The organism is Erwinia persicina NBRC 102418, assembly GCF_001571305.1.
Classification (GTDB): Bacteria; Pseudomonadota; Gammaproteobacteria; order Enterobacterales; family Enterobacteriaceae; genus Erwinia; species Erwinia persicina.
Window position 1 is genome coordinate 14,355 of sequence record NZ_BCTN01000010.1, and the last position, 16,317, is coordinate 30,671.

13 protein-coding genes and 1 tRNA gene are annotated in these 16,317 nt (G+C 59.8%); 6 read left to right on the plus strand and 8 right to left on the minus strand.

Annotated features, from left to right (window positions below; genetic code table 11):
• Positions 1 to 14: 14 nt before the first annotated feature.
• A complete protein-coding gene (locus EPE01S_RS12330; RefSeq protein ID WP_062745415.1) occupies positions 15 to 533 on the minus strand; it encodes a toxin-activating lysine-acyltransferase in 519 nt (172 codons plus the stop codon).
• A 1-nt stretch (position 534) separates the two neighbouring features.
• Positions 535 to 2,238 (minus strand): ShlB/FhaC/HecB family hemolysin secretion/activation protein, encoded by a 1,704-nt coding sequence (locus EPE01S_RS12335; protein ID WP_062745417.1) that lies wholly within the window; start codon positions 2,236 to 2,238, stop codon positions 535 to 537.
• A gap of 421 nt (positions 2,239 to 2,659) precedes the next feature.
• On the opposite strand from EPE01S_RS12335, the gene EPE01S_RS12340 reads away from it, so the two are divergent.
• Both EPE01S_RS12340 and EPE01S_RS12345 read left to right on the plus strand, forming a co-directional pair.
• Positions 2,660 to 3,100, plus strand: a complete 441-nt coding sequence (locus tag EPE01S_RS12340; RefSeq protein WP_062745420.1) for a DUF2946 family protein — start codon at positions 2,660 to 2,662, stop codon at positions 3,098 to 3,100.
• A 51-nt stretch (positions 3,101 to 3,151) separates the two neighbouring features.
• A complete protein-coding gene (locus EPE01S_RS12345; RefSeq protein WP_062745421.1) occupies positions 3,152 to 4,591 on the plus strand; it encodes a PepSY-associated TM helix domain-containing protein in 1,440 nt (479 codons plus the stop codon).
• Between the two features lie 86 nt (positions 4,592 to 4,677).
• Here the strand turns inward: EPE01S_RS12345 and EPE01S_RS12350 are convergent, their stop codons facing one another.
• The 3 genes from EPE01S_RS12350 to EPE01S_RS12360 all read right to left on the minus strand — a co-directional run bounded on the left by EPE01S_RS12350 (position 4,678) and on the right by EPE01S_RS12360 (position 8,214).
• Positions 4,678 to 5,664: a nucleoside hydrolase gene (locus tag EPE01S_RS12350; protein ID WP_062745424.1), complete on the minus strand. Its 987-nt coding sequence runs from the start codon at positions 5,662 to 5,664 to the stop codon at positions 4,678 to 4,680.
• Positions 5,665 to 5,676: 12 nt separating this feature from the next.
• A complete protein-coding gene (locus EPE01S_RS12355; protein ID WP_062745425.1) occupies positions 5,677 to 6,693 on the minus strand; it encodes a LacI family DNA-binding transcriptional regulator in 1,017 nt (338 codons plus the stop codon).
• A gap of 126 nt (positions 6,694 to 6,819) precedes the next feature.
• Positions 6,820 to 8,214, minus strand: a complete 1,395-nt coding sequence (locus tag EPE01S_RS12360; RefSeq protein ID WP_062745427.1) for an MFS transporter — start codon at positions 8,212 to 8,214, stop codon at positions 6,820 to 6,822.
• Positions 8,215 to 8,865: 651 nt separating this feature from the next.
• Between EPE01S_RS12360 and EPE01S_RS12365 the strand changes: the two genes are divergently transcribed.
• Positions 8,866 to 9,420, plus strand: coding sequence for a histidine phosphatase family protein (locus EPE01S_RS12365; RefSeq protein WP_062745429.1), 555 nt, complete (start codon positions 8,866 to 8,868; stop codon positions 9,418 to 9,420).
• Positions 9,421 to 9,592: 172 nt separating this feature from the next.
• Positions 9,593 to 9,669: transfer RNA gene (locus tag EPE01S_RS12370), tRNA-Ile, on the plus strand.
• Between the two features lie 485 nt (positions 9,670 to 10,154).
• Here the strand turns inward: EPE01S_RS12370 and EPE01S_RS12375 are convergent.
• Both EPE01S_RS12375 and EPE01S_RS12380 read right to left on the minus strand, forming a co-directional pair.
• Positions 10,155 to 11,156, minus strand: coding sequence for an NADP-dependent oxidoreductase (locus tag EPE01S_RS12375; RefSeq protein WP_062745431.1), 1,002 nt, complete (start codon positions 11,154 to 11,156; stop codon positions 10,155 to 10,157).
• 81 nt (positions 11,157 to 11,237) lie between these two features.
• Positions 11,238 to 12,050, minus strand: a complete 813-nt coding sequence (locus EPE01S_RS12380; RefSeq protein WP_062745433.1) for an oxidoreductase — start codon at positions 12,048 to 12,050, stop codon at positions 11,238 to 11,240.
• A gap of 180 nt (positions 12,051 to 12,230) precedes the next feature.
• On the opposite strand from EPE01S_RS12380, the gene EPE01S_RS12385 reads away from it, so the two are divergent.
• A complete protein-coding gene (locus EPE01S_RS12385; RefSeq protein ID WP_062745435.1) occupies positions 12,231 to 13,274 on the plus strand; it encodes an aldo/keto reductase in 1,044 nt (347 codons plus the stop codon).
• Between the two features lie 82 nt (positions 13,275 to 13,356).
• Entirely contained in the window at positions 13,357 to 13,935 is a 579-nt protein-coding gene (locus EPE01S_RS12390) for a TetR family transcriptional regulator (protein WP_062745437.1), read from the plus strand.
• Between the two features lie 3 nt (positions 13,936 to 13,938).
• Here the strand turns inward: EPE01S_RS12390 and pqqF are convergent, their stop codons facing one another.
• Positions 13,939 to 16,317, minus strand: coding sequence for a pyrroloquinoline quinone biosynthesis protein PqqF (gene pqqF / locus EPE01S_RS12395; protein WP_062745440.1), 2,379 nt, complete (start codon positions 16,315 to 16,317; stop codon positions 13,939 to 13,941).

A 16,317-nucleotide genomic window follows, 5' to 3' on the forward strand; every position in this document is an offset into this window, starting at 1 on the left:
TTCATCCCTTCCAGTTAACGGCTTGCCAGCGGCGTTTCGCGCTGCCAGCGTGCAAATTCCTGATGCGTGACCGCATCGCCACGGAAATTCATAACGCGCAAACCGCGCTGTTCGCCTTTGTGATACAGCGAACGTACGCAGTGGTGCGGAAACAGCGTGCCGCCGACCAGCCGGCGCAGCGCCTGCTGATCTCCGAACGGCGCAATCCAGTCGCGGATCCACAGGCGGTCACCGCTGTTCCAGTCCCGTTCCTGTACGTGGATGCCGGACTGCGTGAGATAACGCTGCTCCGCCTCTTCATCCATCCACGCCCAGCTGAGGAAAAACACCGGCCTGCCGTCACGTATCGCCAGCGCAAACTGCTGGTGCTTGATGGCGGGCAGCAGCAGCGTCGGCAGCGCGCTGAGCGGAATGTCGCGATGCTGCGCCGAGTGCATCCACAGCCAGACGCTGGTTCCCAGCACTTCGGACTCGCTGAAGGTGTCACTCAGCAGCGGGGAAATAACCTGAAAACCCTTCACCGGGATCGCCATATCAGTATTGCCAGCTCAGATTGAAACCAAGGGTGACCGGGCTGGTACTGAAACCGTCCGGTTTAGAGAACGGCACCCCGGCGAACAGGTCATAGCCGGTATTAAAGGCATTACCGCGCAGGCCAATCACGCCGCCCGCCAGATGACGCCCAACCTGATAATCAATACCGCCCTTCACTTCGCCATAGTCCGCACCCAGGTAAATTTCCTGATTCGGTAACGGGGTTCGCCACGCGATGTCATTACGCACGTACCAGCCTTCGTCGCCGTTCAGGGTAAATTCCCCGTCAAAACCACGCACCGTCCAGCGGTTACCAATGGACATCTGATCCTGCGGCGTCAGCCGGGAGTGGGTCATCTGACGCTGGAACTGGCCGTTATAGCGGAAGGACTGCCCCCACAGTTCGAACGGTGCATCCAGCTGCAGGGAGAGTTGAATAATCTTCGCCAGCCCGGTGCCTTCATCAAAATTCTCTTCCGGAGCAGGCTGGGCACCAAACCAGCGGGTACCGCGCTGATAGCTGACACCCGCATCCAGCGTGGCCTGACCGATATAGTGGCGATGCTGTAAGCCCAGGCGCCAGGCAGAGGTCTGACGCCGCTGCTGCTCAATCTCTGTGTCGTTAATGTAGTTACTGGATTCGCGTGTCATCACCTCATAAGTAAAAGAGGTTTTCTGGCTGCCGCTGCGGTGCAGAACGCGTCCCAGCTGGAAATTAAGGTTCTTGCTCTTGCCGCTGTAGCGGTAGTCGAAGCCGGTTCCCAGCCCCGACTGACGATAGTCGTAGTCACTGAAGGTGACGCCGGTCGTCCAGTAACCGAAGGGGACGGAGTAGTGGATCAGGGTATTTTTACTGTCGCGGTCGCTTTTCGGCTGCAAAGCCTGACCGGCTGAAACATAGAACAGGTCGCTGAGTGACAGCGGGTTATCCACGGAGAGCGTCAGGCCGCCCTGATAGCGTCCGGTGCTTCTGCTGCCGGAATCATCCAGCGACGCGCCCAGCCGCCAGTGGCGGGCCTGTTTCCAACTGACGTTGATATCGCTTTCCCCCGGCTGCTCACCGGGAACAATCTGCATATCCGCCTGTACGGTCGGCAGGCGCTGCAGATTTTCCAGTCCCTGTTCAATATCGCGCAGATCCAGCAACTCTCCGGAACGGGAAGGCAGAGCGGTATAAAGCTGGATGTAGCGATCGCTGTCCGGCGTCAGGCGGATGTTGCGCACCTTTCCGGGTACCAGCATCAGCTTCAGCGTGCCGCTGTTAATATCCTGCGGCGGTGCCAGCACGCGGGCGGTGACATAACCATGATCCACCAGGCGATTCTGCAGGGCGCTCATCAGCAGGTTGATCCCCTTCCCGCCGAGGCACTGCCCCTGCGCCTGATCGGCCAGCTTTTGCAGTGGCATCCAGTGCGGGAAGGCATCCCGGCCCTGCAACTCAATGTGTTGCAGCGGGAAACAGGGCTGTTCGCTGGGGAACTGAAGGCGGCTGAAGAAGCTGCCTGGTGCCTGTAAACGCACGTCCGGGGCGGGCGGCGTCAGCTGACGTTCCGCAGCACGCTGACGTTCCTGCTGATTAATCAGCTGCTGATCGCCAGCCGTGGCAGCGGCCACGCTTCCTGCGTGAAATAAACTAATAATAACGGCCAGACTACTGAGACGTGCAGGGGTTACCCCGTCTTTTCCAGACGCAATCCGTAGCATAGTGTTGCCCTGAGCAAGGTTTATTATTTATACGATGTTGATGCCAGGTACTTTAACGATTTCTCTTCCAGGATTGTTCCTAAACTTACATTAAACTTACATTTGACTGACATTTTTGAATACAAAAGCACCAGGCAAAAGGGAATGCACTTCGGTAAAACTCATAATTAATTCGTTAACAATCAATGCATTATTCTATATTTAAGAAAAAATACATAAATCACCATAAGTCAAATTACCCCACTGGAATTAACCGGAAACAAGTAGAAATAGTTAAGATAATACCCCAAGTATATAGTCGCCACTGGTACGGAAAAATACCCCGCTTTATTACGCCAGGCCGCCAGAAAAGAGATTACTTTTACCTACGGCTGCAAATTCAAGTACACTCCCGCCGGGTATTCCTGCTTAAAGAAAAGACGTGTCACTGATCTCATTTTCTGCCACCCGCAGCCGTCCTGCCGCCTGGCTGGCCCTGCTGGCTATTTTGCTGCTGTTCGTTGCACCGGTGATCTCTAAATCACTGGCGCAGGTGCGTGGCGGTGAAAGCAGGATGATGATGCATCATGGCATGATGATGGACATGTCTGAGATGCCCGCTGTACATCATGAGATGGCGGACACCGGCGATGCGGAGGCCCTGCCCCGACACCATCCGATGTCCATGATGGATGACAATGCCTGCGGCTACTGCGTGCTGCTGGTTCATCTGCCCCTCGATCTGATGACGCTGCCACTGCTGTGGTCTTCATTACAGGCTGCCACGCTGCCGGACGTGCCGCTGTTCCAGCCGGTCGTCGCCCGCTTTGTTCCTCACTGCTTCCATCCCCGCGCCCCGCCGCTGGCGCTCGCCTCACGTTAATTTAACCTGCGGGCCCGCCGCAGACCCCGTGAATACCTGCAAAACAGGTGGATGGAAGAGACTATGTCAGAGAATATCCGACGTGCGGCTGCGCACGTCACCCACACCCGCAGCGCGCTGATTGCGCTGCTGCGTCGACTGCATTTCTATATCGGGCTGTTTATCGCACCGTTTATCTTTATCGCGGCACTGACCGGCACGCTGTATGTGATGACGCCACAGCTGGAAAACCGGCTGTATCATTCGCAGCTGTTTACCACCGCAACCGGGCCGGACCAGCCGCTGTCCTCACAGGTTGCCAAAGCGGTCAGCGTGATGGGCACGGACGCCAGGATCGCTGCCGTGCGCCCGGCACCGCATGAGGGAGAGACGACCCGCGTGATGTTTGCCAGCGCCGATCTCGGTCCGTCGGAAACCCGGGCGGTGTTTATTGACCCGAAAACGCTGGACGTCACGGGGGTGATAACGGTATACGGCACCAGCGGCGTGCTGCCGTTGCGCACGTGGCTGGACTATCTGCACCGCAATCTGCTGCTGGGGGATATTGGCCGCAACTACAGTGAGCTGGCAGCCAGCTGGCTGTGGATTGCCGCGCTTGGTGGCGCGCTGCTGTGGGCCACTCAGCGCGCACCGCGCCGTAAACCTCTGCGGGGAGCGCCGACGCGGGCACAGCGTCTGGCCGGTCATCGCCACTGGCACACCACGCTGGGTATTACCCTGCTGCTGGGACTGGTATTCTTCTCCGCGACGGGACTGACCTGGTCACGCTGGGCCGGGGACAATATCGCCCTGATGCGCAGCCACTTTGGCTGGATGACGCCCGCGGTGAACACCGCTCTGCAGCCTGACCCCGCCCTGAAAATGGCGATGCCGGCGGATGAACATGCGGAGCATTACGGCCATATGAACGTTCACCCTCATGCTGCACCGCCAGCCCACCCGGTTACCGTCAGTCCGGCGCAGTTTGATGGCGTGCTCAACGCGGCGCGTGCCGCAGGGATCGACGCGGCGAAGCTGGAAATCCGCCCCTCCTACCTGGCGGATAAAGCCTGGACCGTGAATGAAATCGACCGCCGCTGGCCGACGCAGGTTGACAGCGTGGCAGTGGATGCGCAGAACAACAGCGTGATCGATAAAGTGGCGTTCGCCGACTTTGGCCTGCTGGCCAAACTGACGCGCTGGGGAGTGGATGCGCACATGGGCGTGCTGTTCGGCGTAGCAAACCAGCTGGTACTGGTGCTGTCTGGTGGTGGGCTGTGCGTGATGATTGTGATGGGTTATCGCATGTGGTGGCTGCGCCGGCCGCAGAGTGGCCAGATTTCCCCGCTGGATACCCTGCTGGGCTGCTGGCAGCCGTTGTCGATCAGCGCGCGCTTTCTGCTGCTGGTGGTAACGGCGGTGGCGGCGGTCTGCCTGCCGGTGATGGGGGTCAGTCTGCTGGTGCTGCTGGCAATTGATATCTGGCGCTGGCGGCGCGCCGTGCACGCCTGATCATCCATACGGCACCGGGATATCTGTAGGGGCTGACCGTTTGTTCCGGTCAGCCCGTTCGGATCGCGCAATCCACGGGTTGGACGTTACGCTAATGGCTTCGCCAGATAATGCTCCAGCATGGCCAGCAGCAACTGATTATCCACCGTCTGCAGGACATGCACCTGCCCGCCTGACGGCTCACCGATAGCCACATCCACCCGCAGCGGCTGGCGAAAACGCCATGACTTGCCGCGGGTCATTCCCGGGCGCAGCTCCACATCGACAAAATAGTCTGCCGCTGTCGCCACCCGCTGATTCAGCAGCCAGGCCACCACCAGCGCATCGTGGATCCAGCAGCCCGGCAGATGACGGGTCTGAATGGAATAATCAATCCACGGACGCAGCGTCTCGGTGACGAAACGCGCCAGCGGGGTATCAATTTGCGCTATACGGTTCAGATCCTGATGCGTCATCAGCGTCTGGCTGGTGACATCCATCGGCACCAGGGTGATATTGGCCCCGCTGGTCAGCACCCGGTGCGCGGCCTCCGGGTCAATACCGAAGTTGGTGTCTTTAATAAAATCATCCAGCGCAAAAACGCCGCCCATAATGGCGATTTCCTGAACCGCGTCGGCCATCTCCGGGTAACGTTCCAGCGCCAGCGCGACGTTAGTCAGCGGGCCGATCGCCACCAGGGTAATTTTTCCCGGATTGGCACAAATCAGCTGCCCCATTGCGTCTGCCGCCTCGACCGCAGGCGCAGGAAATGACTGAGGCTGACGCACCCCGCGCCACAGGTGTGCCAGTTGGTTGCTGTGGACGCGCTTATCCAACGCGTCACGCCACGGAGCCGCTGGCTCTGACAGCGCTGCCTCTGCCCCTTTCGCTACCGTTACCGGCAGTCCGAGGCGCGCCATCAGATCCTTCACCACGCTGTATCCCACCTGGCTGGGGGTGTTTCCCGCCACGGTGGTGATCAGCTCCAGTGAAATTTCCGGCGCGGCCAGCGCCAGAGCAAGGGCCAGTCCGTCGTCGACGTTAGCTCCCGTAATTCCGTTCCCCGGATCACAATCAATAATCAATCTTTTCATGGTTTTATCTTATTATTTTTCCGGCTTACAGCCGCAGGACTCACCCAGTTCGAGGTGATGAGAGAATTCAGTTAACGTCTCCTCCCCTCTCCATGCCGCCAGCATTTGAATGGCGGTCTCTGCCATTTTGCGCACCGGCTGACGCACGGTGGTCAGCGAGGGCACGTGATAGGCCGACTGATCGGTACCGTTAAAGCAGACCAGCGCCAGTTGATCCGGCACGCGGATCGCCTGTTCCGCCAGCGCCCGTATACAGCCGACGGCCTGGGCTTCATTCGAGGCAAACAGCGCGCGCGGGCGCGTTGCCCCCTGCATCATTCGCTGTGCCGCCTGATAGCCCCCATCGCGGGTATAAGGGGTATGGAATATCCACTCCGGGCGTTCTTCCACGCCGTACTCCGCCAGCGCATCGCGCCAGCCGCGCAGACGATCCTGCGTGTTCAGCATCTCTGCCGGGCCGCAGATGATCCCCACCTCCTGATAGCCGTGACTTAACAGATGGGCGGTGACCTGATGCGACGCCGCCCGCTCGTCAACACGGATCACGCTCACCGGCAGCCCGGGGTCAACCCTGTCCAGCATGACAAACGGCGTACCGCTGGACTTCAGGACATCAATGTAGGGATGACGATCGACGCTGATATAGAACAGGCCGTTCACCTGCTGGCTTAACAGATTATTGATCAGCTGCAGTTCACGCTTGCGGCTGTCACCGGCATCGCCCAGCAGCATCACCATGTCGTTGGCCAGCGCCTGCTGTTGCAGCTCATGGGCCAGCGAAGCAATAAACGCATTGCCGATGTTGGGTACCACCAGGCCGTAGGTTTTGGTCGTCCCGGAAGCCAGCGCACGCGCCACGCTATTGGGACGGTAGCCGGTGCTTTTGATCGCCGCCAGTACGCGTTCGCGGGTGGCGGGCGCAACCGGACGCGGACCGTTGTTGACCACATAGCTCACCACGGCAACCGACGTTCCGGCTTCTTTCGCCACGTCGGCACGGGTAGCACGGTGATGAATGGTTTTTGCCACAGGCACTCTCCTCACCAATAAATAGCTTCAGGCCGGATAAAAATCCGGCCTGCGAGTTCCTTAAGATTGCCCCTGCACGTCAATATGTGGGCCGCAGCCCACACGATTTAATGCTGTCTTCCGTGGTTAAATCGCATCTTCCGGTGCATTCAGATCGCGGCCACGGGTTTCCGGGGCCACAAACGTGGTCAGGAAGCCGATACCCGCCATCACGGCAAAATAGGTCGCAATTGGCCACCAGTGACCGGTCCAGGCCAGCAGCGCAGAGGCCACCAGCGGTGCCGTACCGCCGGAGAGGATCGATCCCAGCTCTTTCGCGGTGGCCATTTTGGTATAGCGATGATGGACGCCAAACATCTCCACGCCCCAGGCCGCCTGCACGCCGAAGATACCCAGCGATGCCAGCCCCATACCTGTCACAATAGTCGCCATCACAATGGCCGGCTCACGCGAGTCAAGCAACATAAAGGCCGGGAACGCGTAGATAATCAGCAGCAGGCAGAAGCAGCGATAGGTAATACGCCGCCCAAAGCGGTCTGACAGCCAGCCGGCCAGCGGGATGATCAGGAAGCCGAGCAGCGACGCAATAAACACTGCCGTGGTCGCCACGGATTTATCCACTGCCAGTACTTTCACCACATAACCGATAATAAAGCCCTGCGCCAGATACGACGGTCCGTTCTCACCGATGCGCAGTCCGACCATGGTCAGGAAGGCACGGCTGCGACGCCAGAATCCACGGGTGTCCTGCACGGGTGGCTCGGCGGCCAGTACCTGCTCACGCTGCGCTTCCAGCTCGGCTTTTTTGCGTTCAAATACCGGCGTTTCCCGCAGGTGACGGCGGATCCACAGTGCCACCAGCGCAATCAGCGAGCTGCACAGGAACGGAATACGCCAGCCCCATTCCTGGAGTGACTGCTGGTCCATCTGAACCACGGCCAGCCATACCAGGGATGCCAGCAGCGTGCCGCTGTTTGAACCCAGGGCGATAATTGAAGAGACCAGCCCGCGACGCTGCGCCGGAGCGTATTCACCCAGCATCACCGTACCGCCGGACAGCTCTGCACCCGCCCCAAAGCCCTGACTAAAGCGTAGCAGCACCAGACATGCCGGTGCCCATACGCCAATCGAGGCATAGCTGGGGATCAGACCAATCAGCGTGGTGGAGGCCCCCATCAGGATGATGGTCGAGACCATGACGACTTTCCGACCTTTACGGTCGCCCAGCCAGCCAAAGAAGAGCGCGCCAATGGGACGGGCAATAAAGCCAACCGACCAGGTCGCAAACGTAGAGAGGAGTGCCATTGACGGGGTGGCTTCAGGGAAGAAAACATCGCCAAAAATAATACCAGCTGCCAGACCATACAACGCAAAATCGGCGTATTCCATTGCCGTGCCCAGCCAGCAGGAGAGCGTCGCACGCCAGAAATCCTTGCGCCCTTCCGGGGTGGCCAGACGTTCATCAGCCGCCGAGTCGGCTTGCATTGCCATATCCTGTGCAACGCGTTGAGGTGTAGACATGAAAAATTCCCTGAATGAAGAGTTCTGATCGTTACCTTCCCTGGCACGCACTCCTCCTGCGGAGGAAAATTCGCCAGTGAAGATGCCGTGTTACAAAGCATGACGAAAGGTCGATCTGCCCTGAATGAGGGGGTGCTGGAAAATAGGGTCAACCCTGGAGAGGGGAGAGATCTTTTTCTGGTCACCCCGCATCTGGCGGGCAGTAAGGTTCCCTGGTGTTGGAACGCATCTATTCGCTTTGCGCCGACGGCCAAAAATTGACCGGTCGTATAAGTTACGCGAAACAAACATTGACCTTCAGGACGCTGATAACCATCAAGCACCGTGAATTTTCACTACACAGCTATTGTATCTACACGCGTAGATAAATCAAGGAAGCCTGATGACATTAATTAGATTTTCTTGACATTCACCTGTTGGGAGTTGTCAGAAAACCAAATAAAATCAATGAAATAATTAGCCTGAAAAATAGCCGATTTTTTTTCACCGTTCAAACATCACGCGCTCTTAATACAAATGCGCGTTGCGCCGCTGAGCGTATCGTTTTAGCGCAACACTGTGACGGGGAGATGACAGGGCGAGCGCCCCGGAAGTTTGTGTTTCGCCGGGGGGGTGAGTAAGCTGAAACGCGAACTTCACAGGTGAACAATAATGACCATTACATTGATGCGCCACGGCAAGCCTGACCACCACCTGCCCGGTCGCCGTTCTGCGCTGGCGATGGCCGAGTGGTGTGAGGCTTACGATCTGGCCGAGATCTGCGACCTGCCGCCCGAACGCAGTCTGCGGCTGGCTGCGGAAGCGGCGGTGATCGTCACCAGTACGCTGCCGCGTGCACGCTCATCGCTGGCAAAACTCGGTAAACCCGCCAGCCATATCGATGAGCTGTACTGTGAGGTGGCAATGCCCGTCATGCCGCTGACTTTCCCCGCCCTGCCGCCCTTGTTCTGGCTGCCGGTGCTGCGGTGTTTGTGGCTGTTTGGTTATGCCGGGAAGGTCGAATCCTGTACTCAGGCCAGGCAGCGGGCAATACTGGCCGCCGATCGGCTGATCGCGCTTTCTGCCGAGGGAAATGTGCTGCTGGTGGGGCACGGTATTATGAACAAGCTGATCGCGCGCAGGCTGCGGCACCTTGGCTGGCTGGGAGAAAAACACGCCAGTAGCCGCTACTGGAGCAGCGCAATCTATCATCCGCCGGTGATTTAACCCCTCTCTGATGTGACTGACCCGGGTCGTGCAGGCCGCATGGGCGCAGTGCCGGAGAGATTACGGTTATTTTTCAATCAGTTCGGAAAAATGCTATTTTGCCTGGAAATGCAGCAGACGCAAGTTAAGCGCTGGATCGCGCCGCTGAGTTACATTATAATCCTGCGCCTCAGGCCCCATAGCTCAGTTGGTTAGAGCACGCGACTCATAATCGCTTGGTCGCTGGTTCAAGTCCAGCTGGGGCCACCAGATTTTACCTGTTAAATCAGGGCATTAAGCCACTTCGTAAGGAGTGGCTTTTTTGTTTCTACCCCATCATTGGCAGCAAAATGGCGATGGAATTTTAACGCCACGCCTTACCACCTGGCGATGGTGCTCATCATAAGATCGTTTATCAATCTTCCTTACCCATTCCCCTGCAACAGCTCGCACTCCCCCTCTGAAAAGACGACAAGTGACAGGCCAATTGATGAAATATCTATTCACTTATCTATTCATTCAGTGATTCAACATTATGCCTGATCGCTTCGACACGATACGCCTGCCGCTCAGTCAGAGGTCAAAAAAACCACGGTAACTCATTGAAAAAATGAAAATTACCCAACCAACACTGTCTCGCCCTTTTAGGGGGTCTGGTGATGATCTTGTTAGAATCGAGGCAAGCTCATCTATTCAAAATAGTGGACTCAACGTTCCTTAGCGGTTCATTTTCCCGATCAACCTACTTCAGGTAGCTACTCCACCCGCACCACCACCTTCCCCTTCGCTCGCCCGGTTTCGACATACGCCAGCGCCTCCCGGGTTTCGGCGAAGGGAAACACCCGGTCGATCACGGGCCGGATCGCCCCCGATTCCACCAGGGTGCCGATCTCAGCGAGCTGCTCGCCGCTGGCGCGCATAAAGACAAACGAATAGCGTATGCCGCGCCGTTTAGCCTGCCTCCGGATGCGGTAACTCAGCAGGCGCATCACCTGCTTCAGCCCCCAGGAGAGCCCCTGTTCCGTGGCAAATGCCGGGGTTGGCGGTCCGGAGATGGAGATCAGCTGGCCGCCGGGTTTCAGCACCTGCAGCGATTTTGCCAGCACATCAGCGCCCAGGCTGTTCAGCACCACGTCGTAATCGTGCAGCAGGGTAGAGAAATCCTCCGTTTTATAGTCGATCACCACATCCGCCCCCAGCGCTTTGACCCACGCCGCACTGGCGGCACTGGTGGTGGTCGCCACATACGCCCCCAGGTGTTTCGCCAGTTGAATGGCCACGGTGCCGACGCCACCGGACCCGGCGTGGATCAGTACCTTCTGTCCCCGCTCAAGCTTTGCCGTCTCTACCAGCACCTGCCAGGCGGTCAGGCTGACCAGCGGCAGGGAAGCGGCCTCTTCCATACTGAGACTGGCAGGTTTTAACGCCAGATCGCGCTCACTGAGCGCAATAAATTCAGCAAAGGAGCCCATACGTCGTGCGTCAGGTCGTGCATACACCTCGTCCCCAGGGCGGAAGCGCTGCACCTCCGCGCCGACCCGCACCACCACGCCCGCGAGGTCGTTACCGAGGATCAGGGGCAGAGGATACGGCAGGATCATTTTGAATTCCCCCTGGCGAATTTTGGCGTCCAGCACGTTGATGCTGGCCGCCTTTACCTGCACCAGCACGTCGTCGCCCCGCAGCACGGGCTCCGGCATCTCAGCTATTCGTCCGCCGTTTTGACGGCCATAACCGTCAATGATATACGCCTGCATAATCTGTCTCCCGCCATTGATTCAGTGCTGTGTCTGTTCGCCCCTGAGCCTTCAGGGGCAACCGTGCAATAACGCCTCGCGCTAGGCCAGCTTCAGGTTTTTACGAATGCCCGCGTCCAGCACGCTGTCCGGCGCAAAATGACGTAACAACCGCAGCCGGGCAGCGGCCTTACCGGCGGTATAACGGCGTTGAGGCCTGGCGGCACGCGCGGCTTTCAGCACCACAGCGGCGACCACAGAGGGGGCGTCAGCGCTCGCCATCGCCTGACCGACCGCAAGGCTGACCGTCTCCCGCTCGCCGGCATACTCTGTCAGCAGCGCATCCGCCATCAGGTTATTCGCCTCAAACGGGGTGCGGATATAGGCCGGTTCGATGACCGACACCCGGATCCCCCGATTGCGCAGCTCATGATCCAGCGCTTCCGAATACCCCGCCACCGCATGTTTACTGGCGACATACAGCGCCACATACGGCACGGGTACCAGCCCGAGGATGGAGCCAATATTGATGATCCGCCCGCTGCCCTGCTGCCGCATATAGGGAACCACCGCACGGATCATCCGCACCATGCCAAAGAAATTGATATCAAACAGCGCCTGCGCCTGCAGCACAGAGCTCTCTTCCGCACCCGCCGGGCTGAGGCCGACCCCGGCATTGTTCACCAGCAGGTCGATACGACCTTCACGCTGCATCAGCTCGCTGACCGCCTCTGCCACTGATGCCTCCCGGGTGACGTCCAGCGCCAGCATCGGCAGCGATCCGGGCGCAGTGTCGGCAGCGCGTCTGCTGGTGCCGTAGACGGTGTAACCGGCCTGCAACAGCGCCTCCGCCGTCGCTTTGCCTATGCCGGACGACGCGCCGGTGACCAGTGCAACGGGTTTAGTGGATGTCATGGGCACGATCTCCGGTCAGGAGGGTGAACAGGCCGGTGTCGGGCTGTAAGCAGGTCAGTCTCATGGCGGCGCTCTCTTTAATCGGGTTTATAGATGATGGTTATCATCATTGCGTTTTTAGATGATGTATGACATATATAATAAATGTCAATCAACATTTAAAAACAACGAGGCATCCACATGAAATACACCACGTTTGGCCGTAACACCGGTTTACGCGTCTCTGAGCTGGCGCTCGGCACCGGTAACTTTGGTACCGGCTGGGGCTATGGTTCGGAAAGGGAAGAAGCAAAGCAGGTCTTTGACAGCTACGCCGAAGCTGGCGGTAACTTTATTGATACCGCCGATGCCTATCAGTTTGGCCAGTCCGAACAGCTGGTCGGGGAGTTTATCGCCGCAGAGCGCGATCACTTTGTGGTCGCGACAAAATACACCCTGGGTGCCTCCCCCGCAGGCGGGATCTCACGCACCGGTAACAGCCGGAAGAATATGATCCAGTCGGTGGAGAGCAGCCTTAAGCGGCTGAAAACCGACCGTATCGATCTGCTGTGGGCGCACTTCGATGACCAGCTAACGCCGCTGGAGGAGATCGTGCGTGCTTTCGACGATCTGGTGCGGGCCGGTAAGATCCAGTATGCCGGATTATCAAACTTCCCCGCCTGGCGTGTGTCCCGCGCAGATACCCTCGCAGAGCTGCGCGGCTGGTCGCGCATTGCCGGGATCCAGGTAGAATACAGCCTGGTGCAGCGCACCGCCGAGCGCGATATGCTGCCGATGGCCGAAGCCCTGGGCATGGCTGCAACGCTGTGGTCACCGCTGGGTGGTGGCCTGCTTACCGGCAAATATCGTCAGAGCAACGAAGGCCGTCTGACCGGCTTCGGCGGGCGGCTGGTGCATACCGAGCAGGACACCACCCTGCTGGATACGGTGATTGCCATTGCCGGGGAGCTGCAGATCCTGCCGCTGCAGGTCGCCATCGCCTGGCTGCAGCATAAAGCCGCCCGCGCCAGCACCAGCCTGATCCCGATCCTGGGTTCACGGCACCAGGGGCAGTTAAACGATACCCTGCAGGCCCTGACGGTCAGACTGGAGGCGGCCCAGGTCGAACGGCTGGATGCCGTCAGCGCAATCCCGGCCGGCACCCCGCATGAGCAGATTGCCGGAACATTACCCTCGACCCGGGGCGGCATGGACCTGGCGTCAGGCTGGCCGCCGCGCGCCTGAGTCCGTGAGTGAAGTAGCATCACCGGTTGAGTCAGTGAGACGCATCCCCTAAGATGAGGCCCGGATAAAGCAGGAGAAGACAATGGCGCGGGTATCAAAACAGCAGATGGAACGTCACCGCGAGGAGATTATCAGCGTCTCCTCGGCGCTCTTTCGTGAGCGGGGTCTGAACGGCGTCAGCGTCAACGATCTGATGGCCGCCGCCGGGTTAACGCACGGCGGTTTTTATGGTCACTTTAACTCCAAAGACGATCTGGCGGCCATCGCCAGCCGCAAGGCCTTTGACGACTCGCGGGCGCGCTGGGAGGCGATGCCGGGCCATCGGGATCTGCACGCGCTGGTGGAACACTATCTCTCCGCTGACCACCGTGACGGCGTTCAGGGCGGCTGTGCGATCGCGGCGTTAGCCAGCGATATCGCCAGGGAAAGCCCGGATAAACCGGTGCGCAACGTCTGGCTTGAGGGCGTAGAAGGGATGCTGGCGATGCTGGAGTCGGTCTCTGACTGCGGGGATGAGGCGCAGCGCCGTCAGCAGGCTCTGATGCAGCTTGCGCTGCTGACCGGGGCACTGACGCTGGCCCGGGCCACGTCCGGGGACGGCCTGTCCGATGAATTCCTGACCGCCGCAAAAGACGCATTGCTGGCAGAGAAGAAGATCTAGCGATCAAAAAAGGGAGTGGTTAACCAGATTGAAGGCGCGCTGACCGTCGGCCAGCAGGCGCTGATGGAACGCCAGCACGCTGTCAGGCGTCAGCGCCTGCAAGTCGGTGATACCAGGCTGAGAAATCATCTGTTGTGCCTGCAGCCAGCGATCGCGACTGGCTTTCAGCGCCCCGCCCGGCACCTGCTGCTGTTCCTTCAGCAAAATCTGGCATGTTTCCCACAGCGCCTGCGGGCTGAGCGTCGCCAGCTCGGTATTCATCTGCACTAAAAAGTGGTCAATGTATGCCGCCAGCTCCGCCGTCGTGAGATGCGGGGATTGCAGCGCAAACAGGATACCCGATCGCCCCGCCACCTGATAAAAACGACAGCTCACCACATAGCCAATATTCTGTTCCACGCGCAGGCGCTGGAAAAACAGCGGCTGATAAATCATCGCCAGCAGCTGCCAGGCGGCCAGGCACGCCGTACTCTCCTCCACCAGCGGGCAGAAGCGCAGCAGGGCGGCCTCCGGGCTGCGTGTTGTCACCCGGTATTCAGGCTGTGGCGTTAAAGCCTCAGGCAGCGCACGTTTCGCCGGGTTAATGGCAGCCGGAAAGGCACTCAGCAGGCAGGCGAGCTGCCGGTGCAGCGCGTGATCGCCGCCTTCCAGTACCGCATGCCAGGGGAGGTTGAGCGGCGTCTGGGCGTCTGCGGGAGGGTGCAGCGGCTGCAACTTTTCCGGCAGCGCACCGAGTAATGCCCGCACGGCAATATCATCGTGCAGCGCCTGACGCTGGCGCAGAGACTCACGCTCACCGCGTGCTATCACCCCAGGCGGAATAGCCGCCAGCAGCGCATTTAGCGATGCCAGGGTGCTGACCATCAGCCCCGCCTCCCCCTGTAACTGGACAAGCCAGCGTCCCTGCGGGCAACCGATCGCCAGTTCGCCCCCGCGATGGGCACAACCCGCCGCCAGCGCCCGCAGACGGGCCTGCACGATCTGCCCCCAGGGGGCTGGCAGGTTGCATTCAGGACTGAGCAGCAGCACAGCGGGCGATTCATCGCGGCGATGATGGGCCAGCGTTGCCTGACGCACAGGCAACGTGGGGATGGCAGGCGGCAGGGTGTGTGGGAAGAACACGAACGCCTCGCCTGAGCTATCAGGCTGTACCGGTGCCCGAACGCCCGGCTGGCAGGCCAGCGTCCAGCCCTGCACCTCGAGCTGATCCAACGGGGTGCTGTCAGCAATCCACAGCCGTGATAAGGGCGCGGCAGAGAGCAGTGGGAACAGTATCGCGCCCTCGTCGTCCCCGGCCGGAGCAAAACCAAAGGCACGTTCGCGCAACTGATCCATCACCGGCAACTGCGCGAAGCGACGGCTGGCCAGCTGCGCGTAATGAGCGCGCTGCGCGGGCGTCAGTCGGCCCAGCTGTGCCAGCCAGCGATGGACGCACGCTTCAGCCCGATCGGCATCCCCGGCGTCCACCAGAACCAGTTCAAGGGTGATCACCGCCTGCTGTGCGCTGCGATACGGTAACAACAAGCGGGCAGCATCGCACAGTGCCTGCTCGCGCAGCGTGGCCATCAGGCTGCCCGCCGCTTCGTCCAGCAGCAGCTGGCGCAGCACTGTCAGCCCGCCGTCGATACGTTGGTTCAGCAAAAAGGAGAGACGCAGGCGCGGCGCACCGGTCAGTTGCAGGGCGATATCACGCTCAGCAGCGAGCGTTAATGCAGGCAACGCGGGGGGAAGCGCCACGCCCGCCGGGAAGACTTCGGCGGCCTGTTGGGCCAGTGACCACAGCGCCGCGATCGGCTGCGGTCCCTGCACCCACAGCGTCACCGTATCCGCATGGTAATAACGCTGATGGAACTGCTGCAGCGCCGCACGCAGCGCAGTGTGATCGTCGCCAAAGCCCGCTGCATTACCCGTCTGAAAGCGGTGCCACAGATGGGAAACGAAGGCTGTGCTCAGCGCCGCATCACACAGCGTGTCCTGATGGTCGGCCAGCAGGCGGCATTCGGCATCAATAGTCGCGACCTCCTGGCGGATCGCGCTGGCAGACAACAGCGGTGCCACCAGCATATCCGTCAGTCGGGGCAGCGCATCGGCCAGTTGTTCGGGGGCGCACTCGAAAAAGTACGCCGTGCTGCTGCCGAGCGTGGTGGCGTTCAGCCGTCCGCCGCGTGCGGGCAGCCAGGCCATCAGCCGCTGGTCATCCTGAAAAGCCTGGCTGCCGGCAAACAGCAGGTGCTCCAGCAGATGGGCCAGCCCCGGCCACGCGTCCGGTTCATGATGGCTGCCCACCTCCACCTGCAGCAGCGCGGCGGCGCGTGTGGCCTGCGGATCGTGGATCAGCTCAACCCGTAAACCGTTGCTTAAGCGTCGCGGCAGATGCTGCAT

Bases quoted from the DNA above. Each gene is read 5' to 3' on its own strand.
- EPE01S_RS12350 (WP_062745424.1), bottom strand. From the start codon at position 5,664: ATGAAAAGATTGATTATTGATTGTGATCCGGGGAACGGAATTACGGGA.
- EPE01S_RS12335 (WP_062745417.1), bottom strand. From the start codon at position 2,238: ATGCTACGGATTGCGTCTGGAAAAGACGGGGTAACCCCTGCACGTCTC.
- pqqF (WP_062745440.1), bottom strand. From the start codon at position 16,317: ATGCAGCATCTGCCGCGACGCTTAAGCAACGGTTTACGGGTTGAGCTG.
- EPE01S_RS12380 (WP_062745433.1), bottom strand. From the start codon at position 12,050: ATGACATCCACTAAACCCGTTGCACTGGTCACCGGCGCGTCGTCCGGC.
- EPE01S_RS12365 (WP_062745429.1), top strand. From the start codon at position 8,866: ATGACCATTACATTGATGCGCCACGGCAAGCCTGACCACCACCTGCCC.
- EPE01S_RS12330 (WP_062745415.1), bottom strand. From the start codon at position 533: ATGGCGATCCCGGTGAAGGGTTTTCAGGTTATTTCCCCGCTGCTGAGT.
- EPE01S_RS12375 (WP_062745431.1), bottom strand. From the start codon at position 11,156: ATGCAGGCGTATATCATTGACGGTTATGGCCGTCAAAACGGCGGACGA.
- EPE01S_RS12360 (WP_062745427.1), bottom strand. From the start codon at position 8,214: ATGTCTACACCTCAACGCGTTGCACAGGATATGGCAATGCAAGCCGAC.
- EPE01S_RS12385 (WP_062745435.1), top strand. From the start codon at position 12,231: ATGAAATACACCACGTTTGGCCGTAACACCGGTTTACGCGTCTCTGAG.
- EPE01S_RS12345 (WP_062745421.1), top strand. From the start codon at position 3,152: ATGGAAGAGACTATGTCAGAGAATATCCGACGTGCGGCTGCGCACGTC.
- EPE01S_RS12390 (WP_062745437.1), top strand. From the start codon at position 13,357: ATGGCGCGGGTATCAAAACAGCAGATGGAACGTCACCGCGAGGAGATT.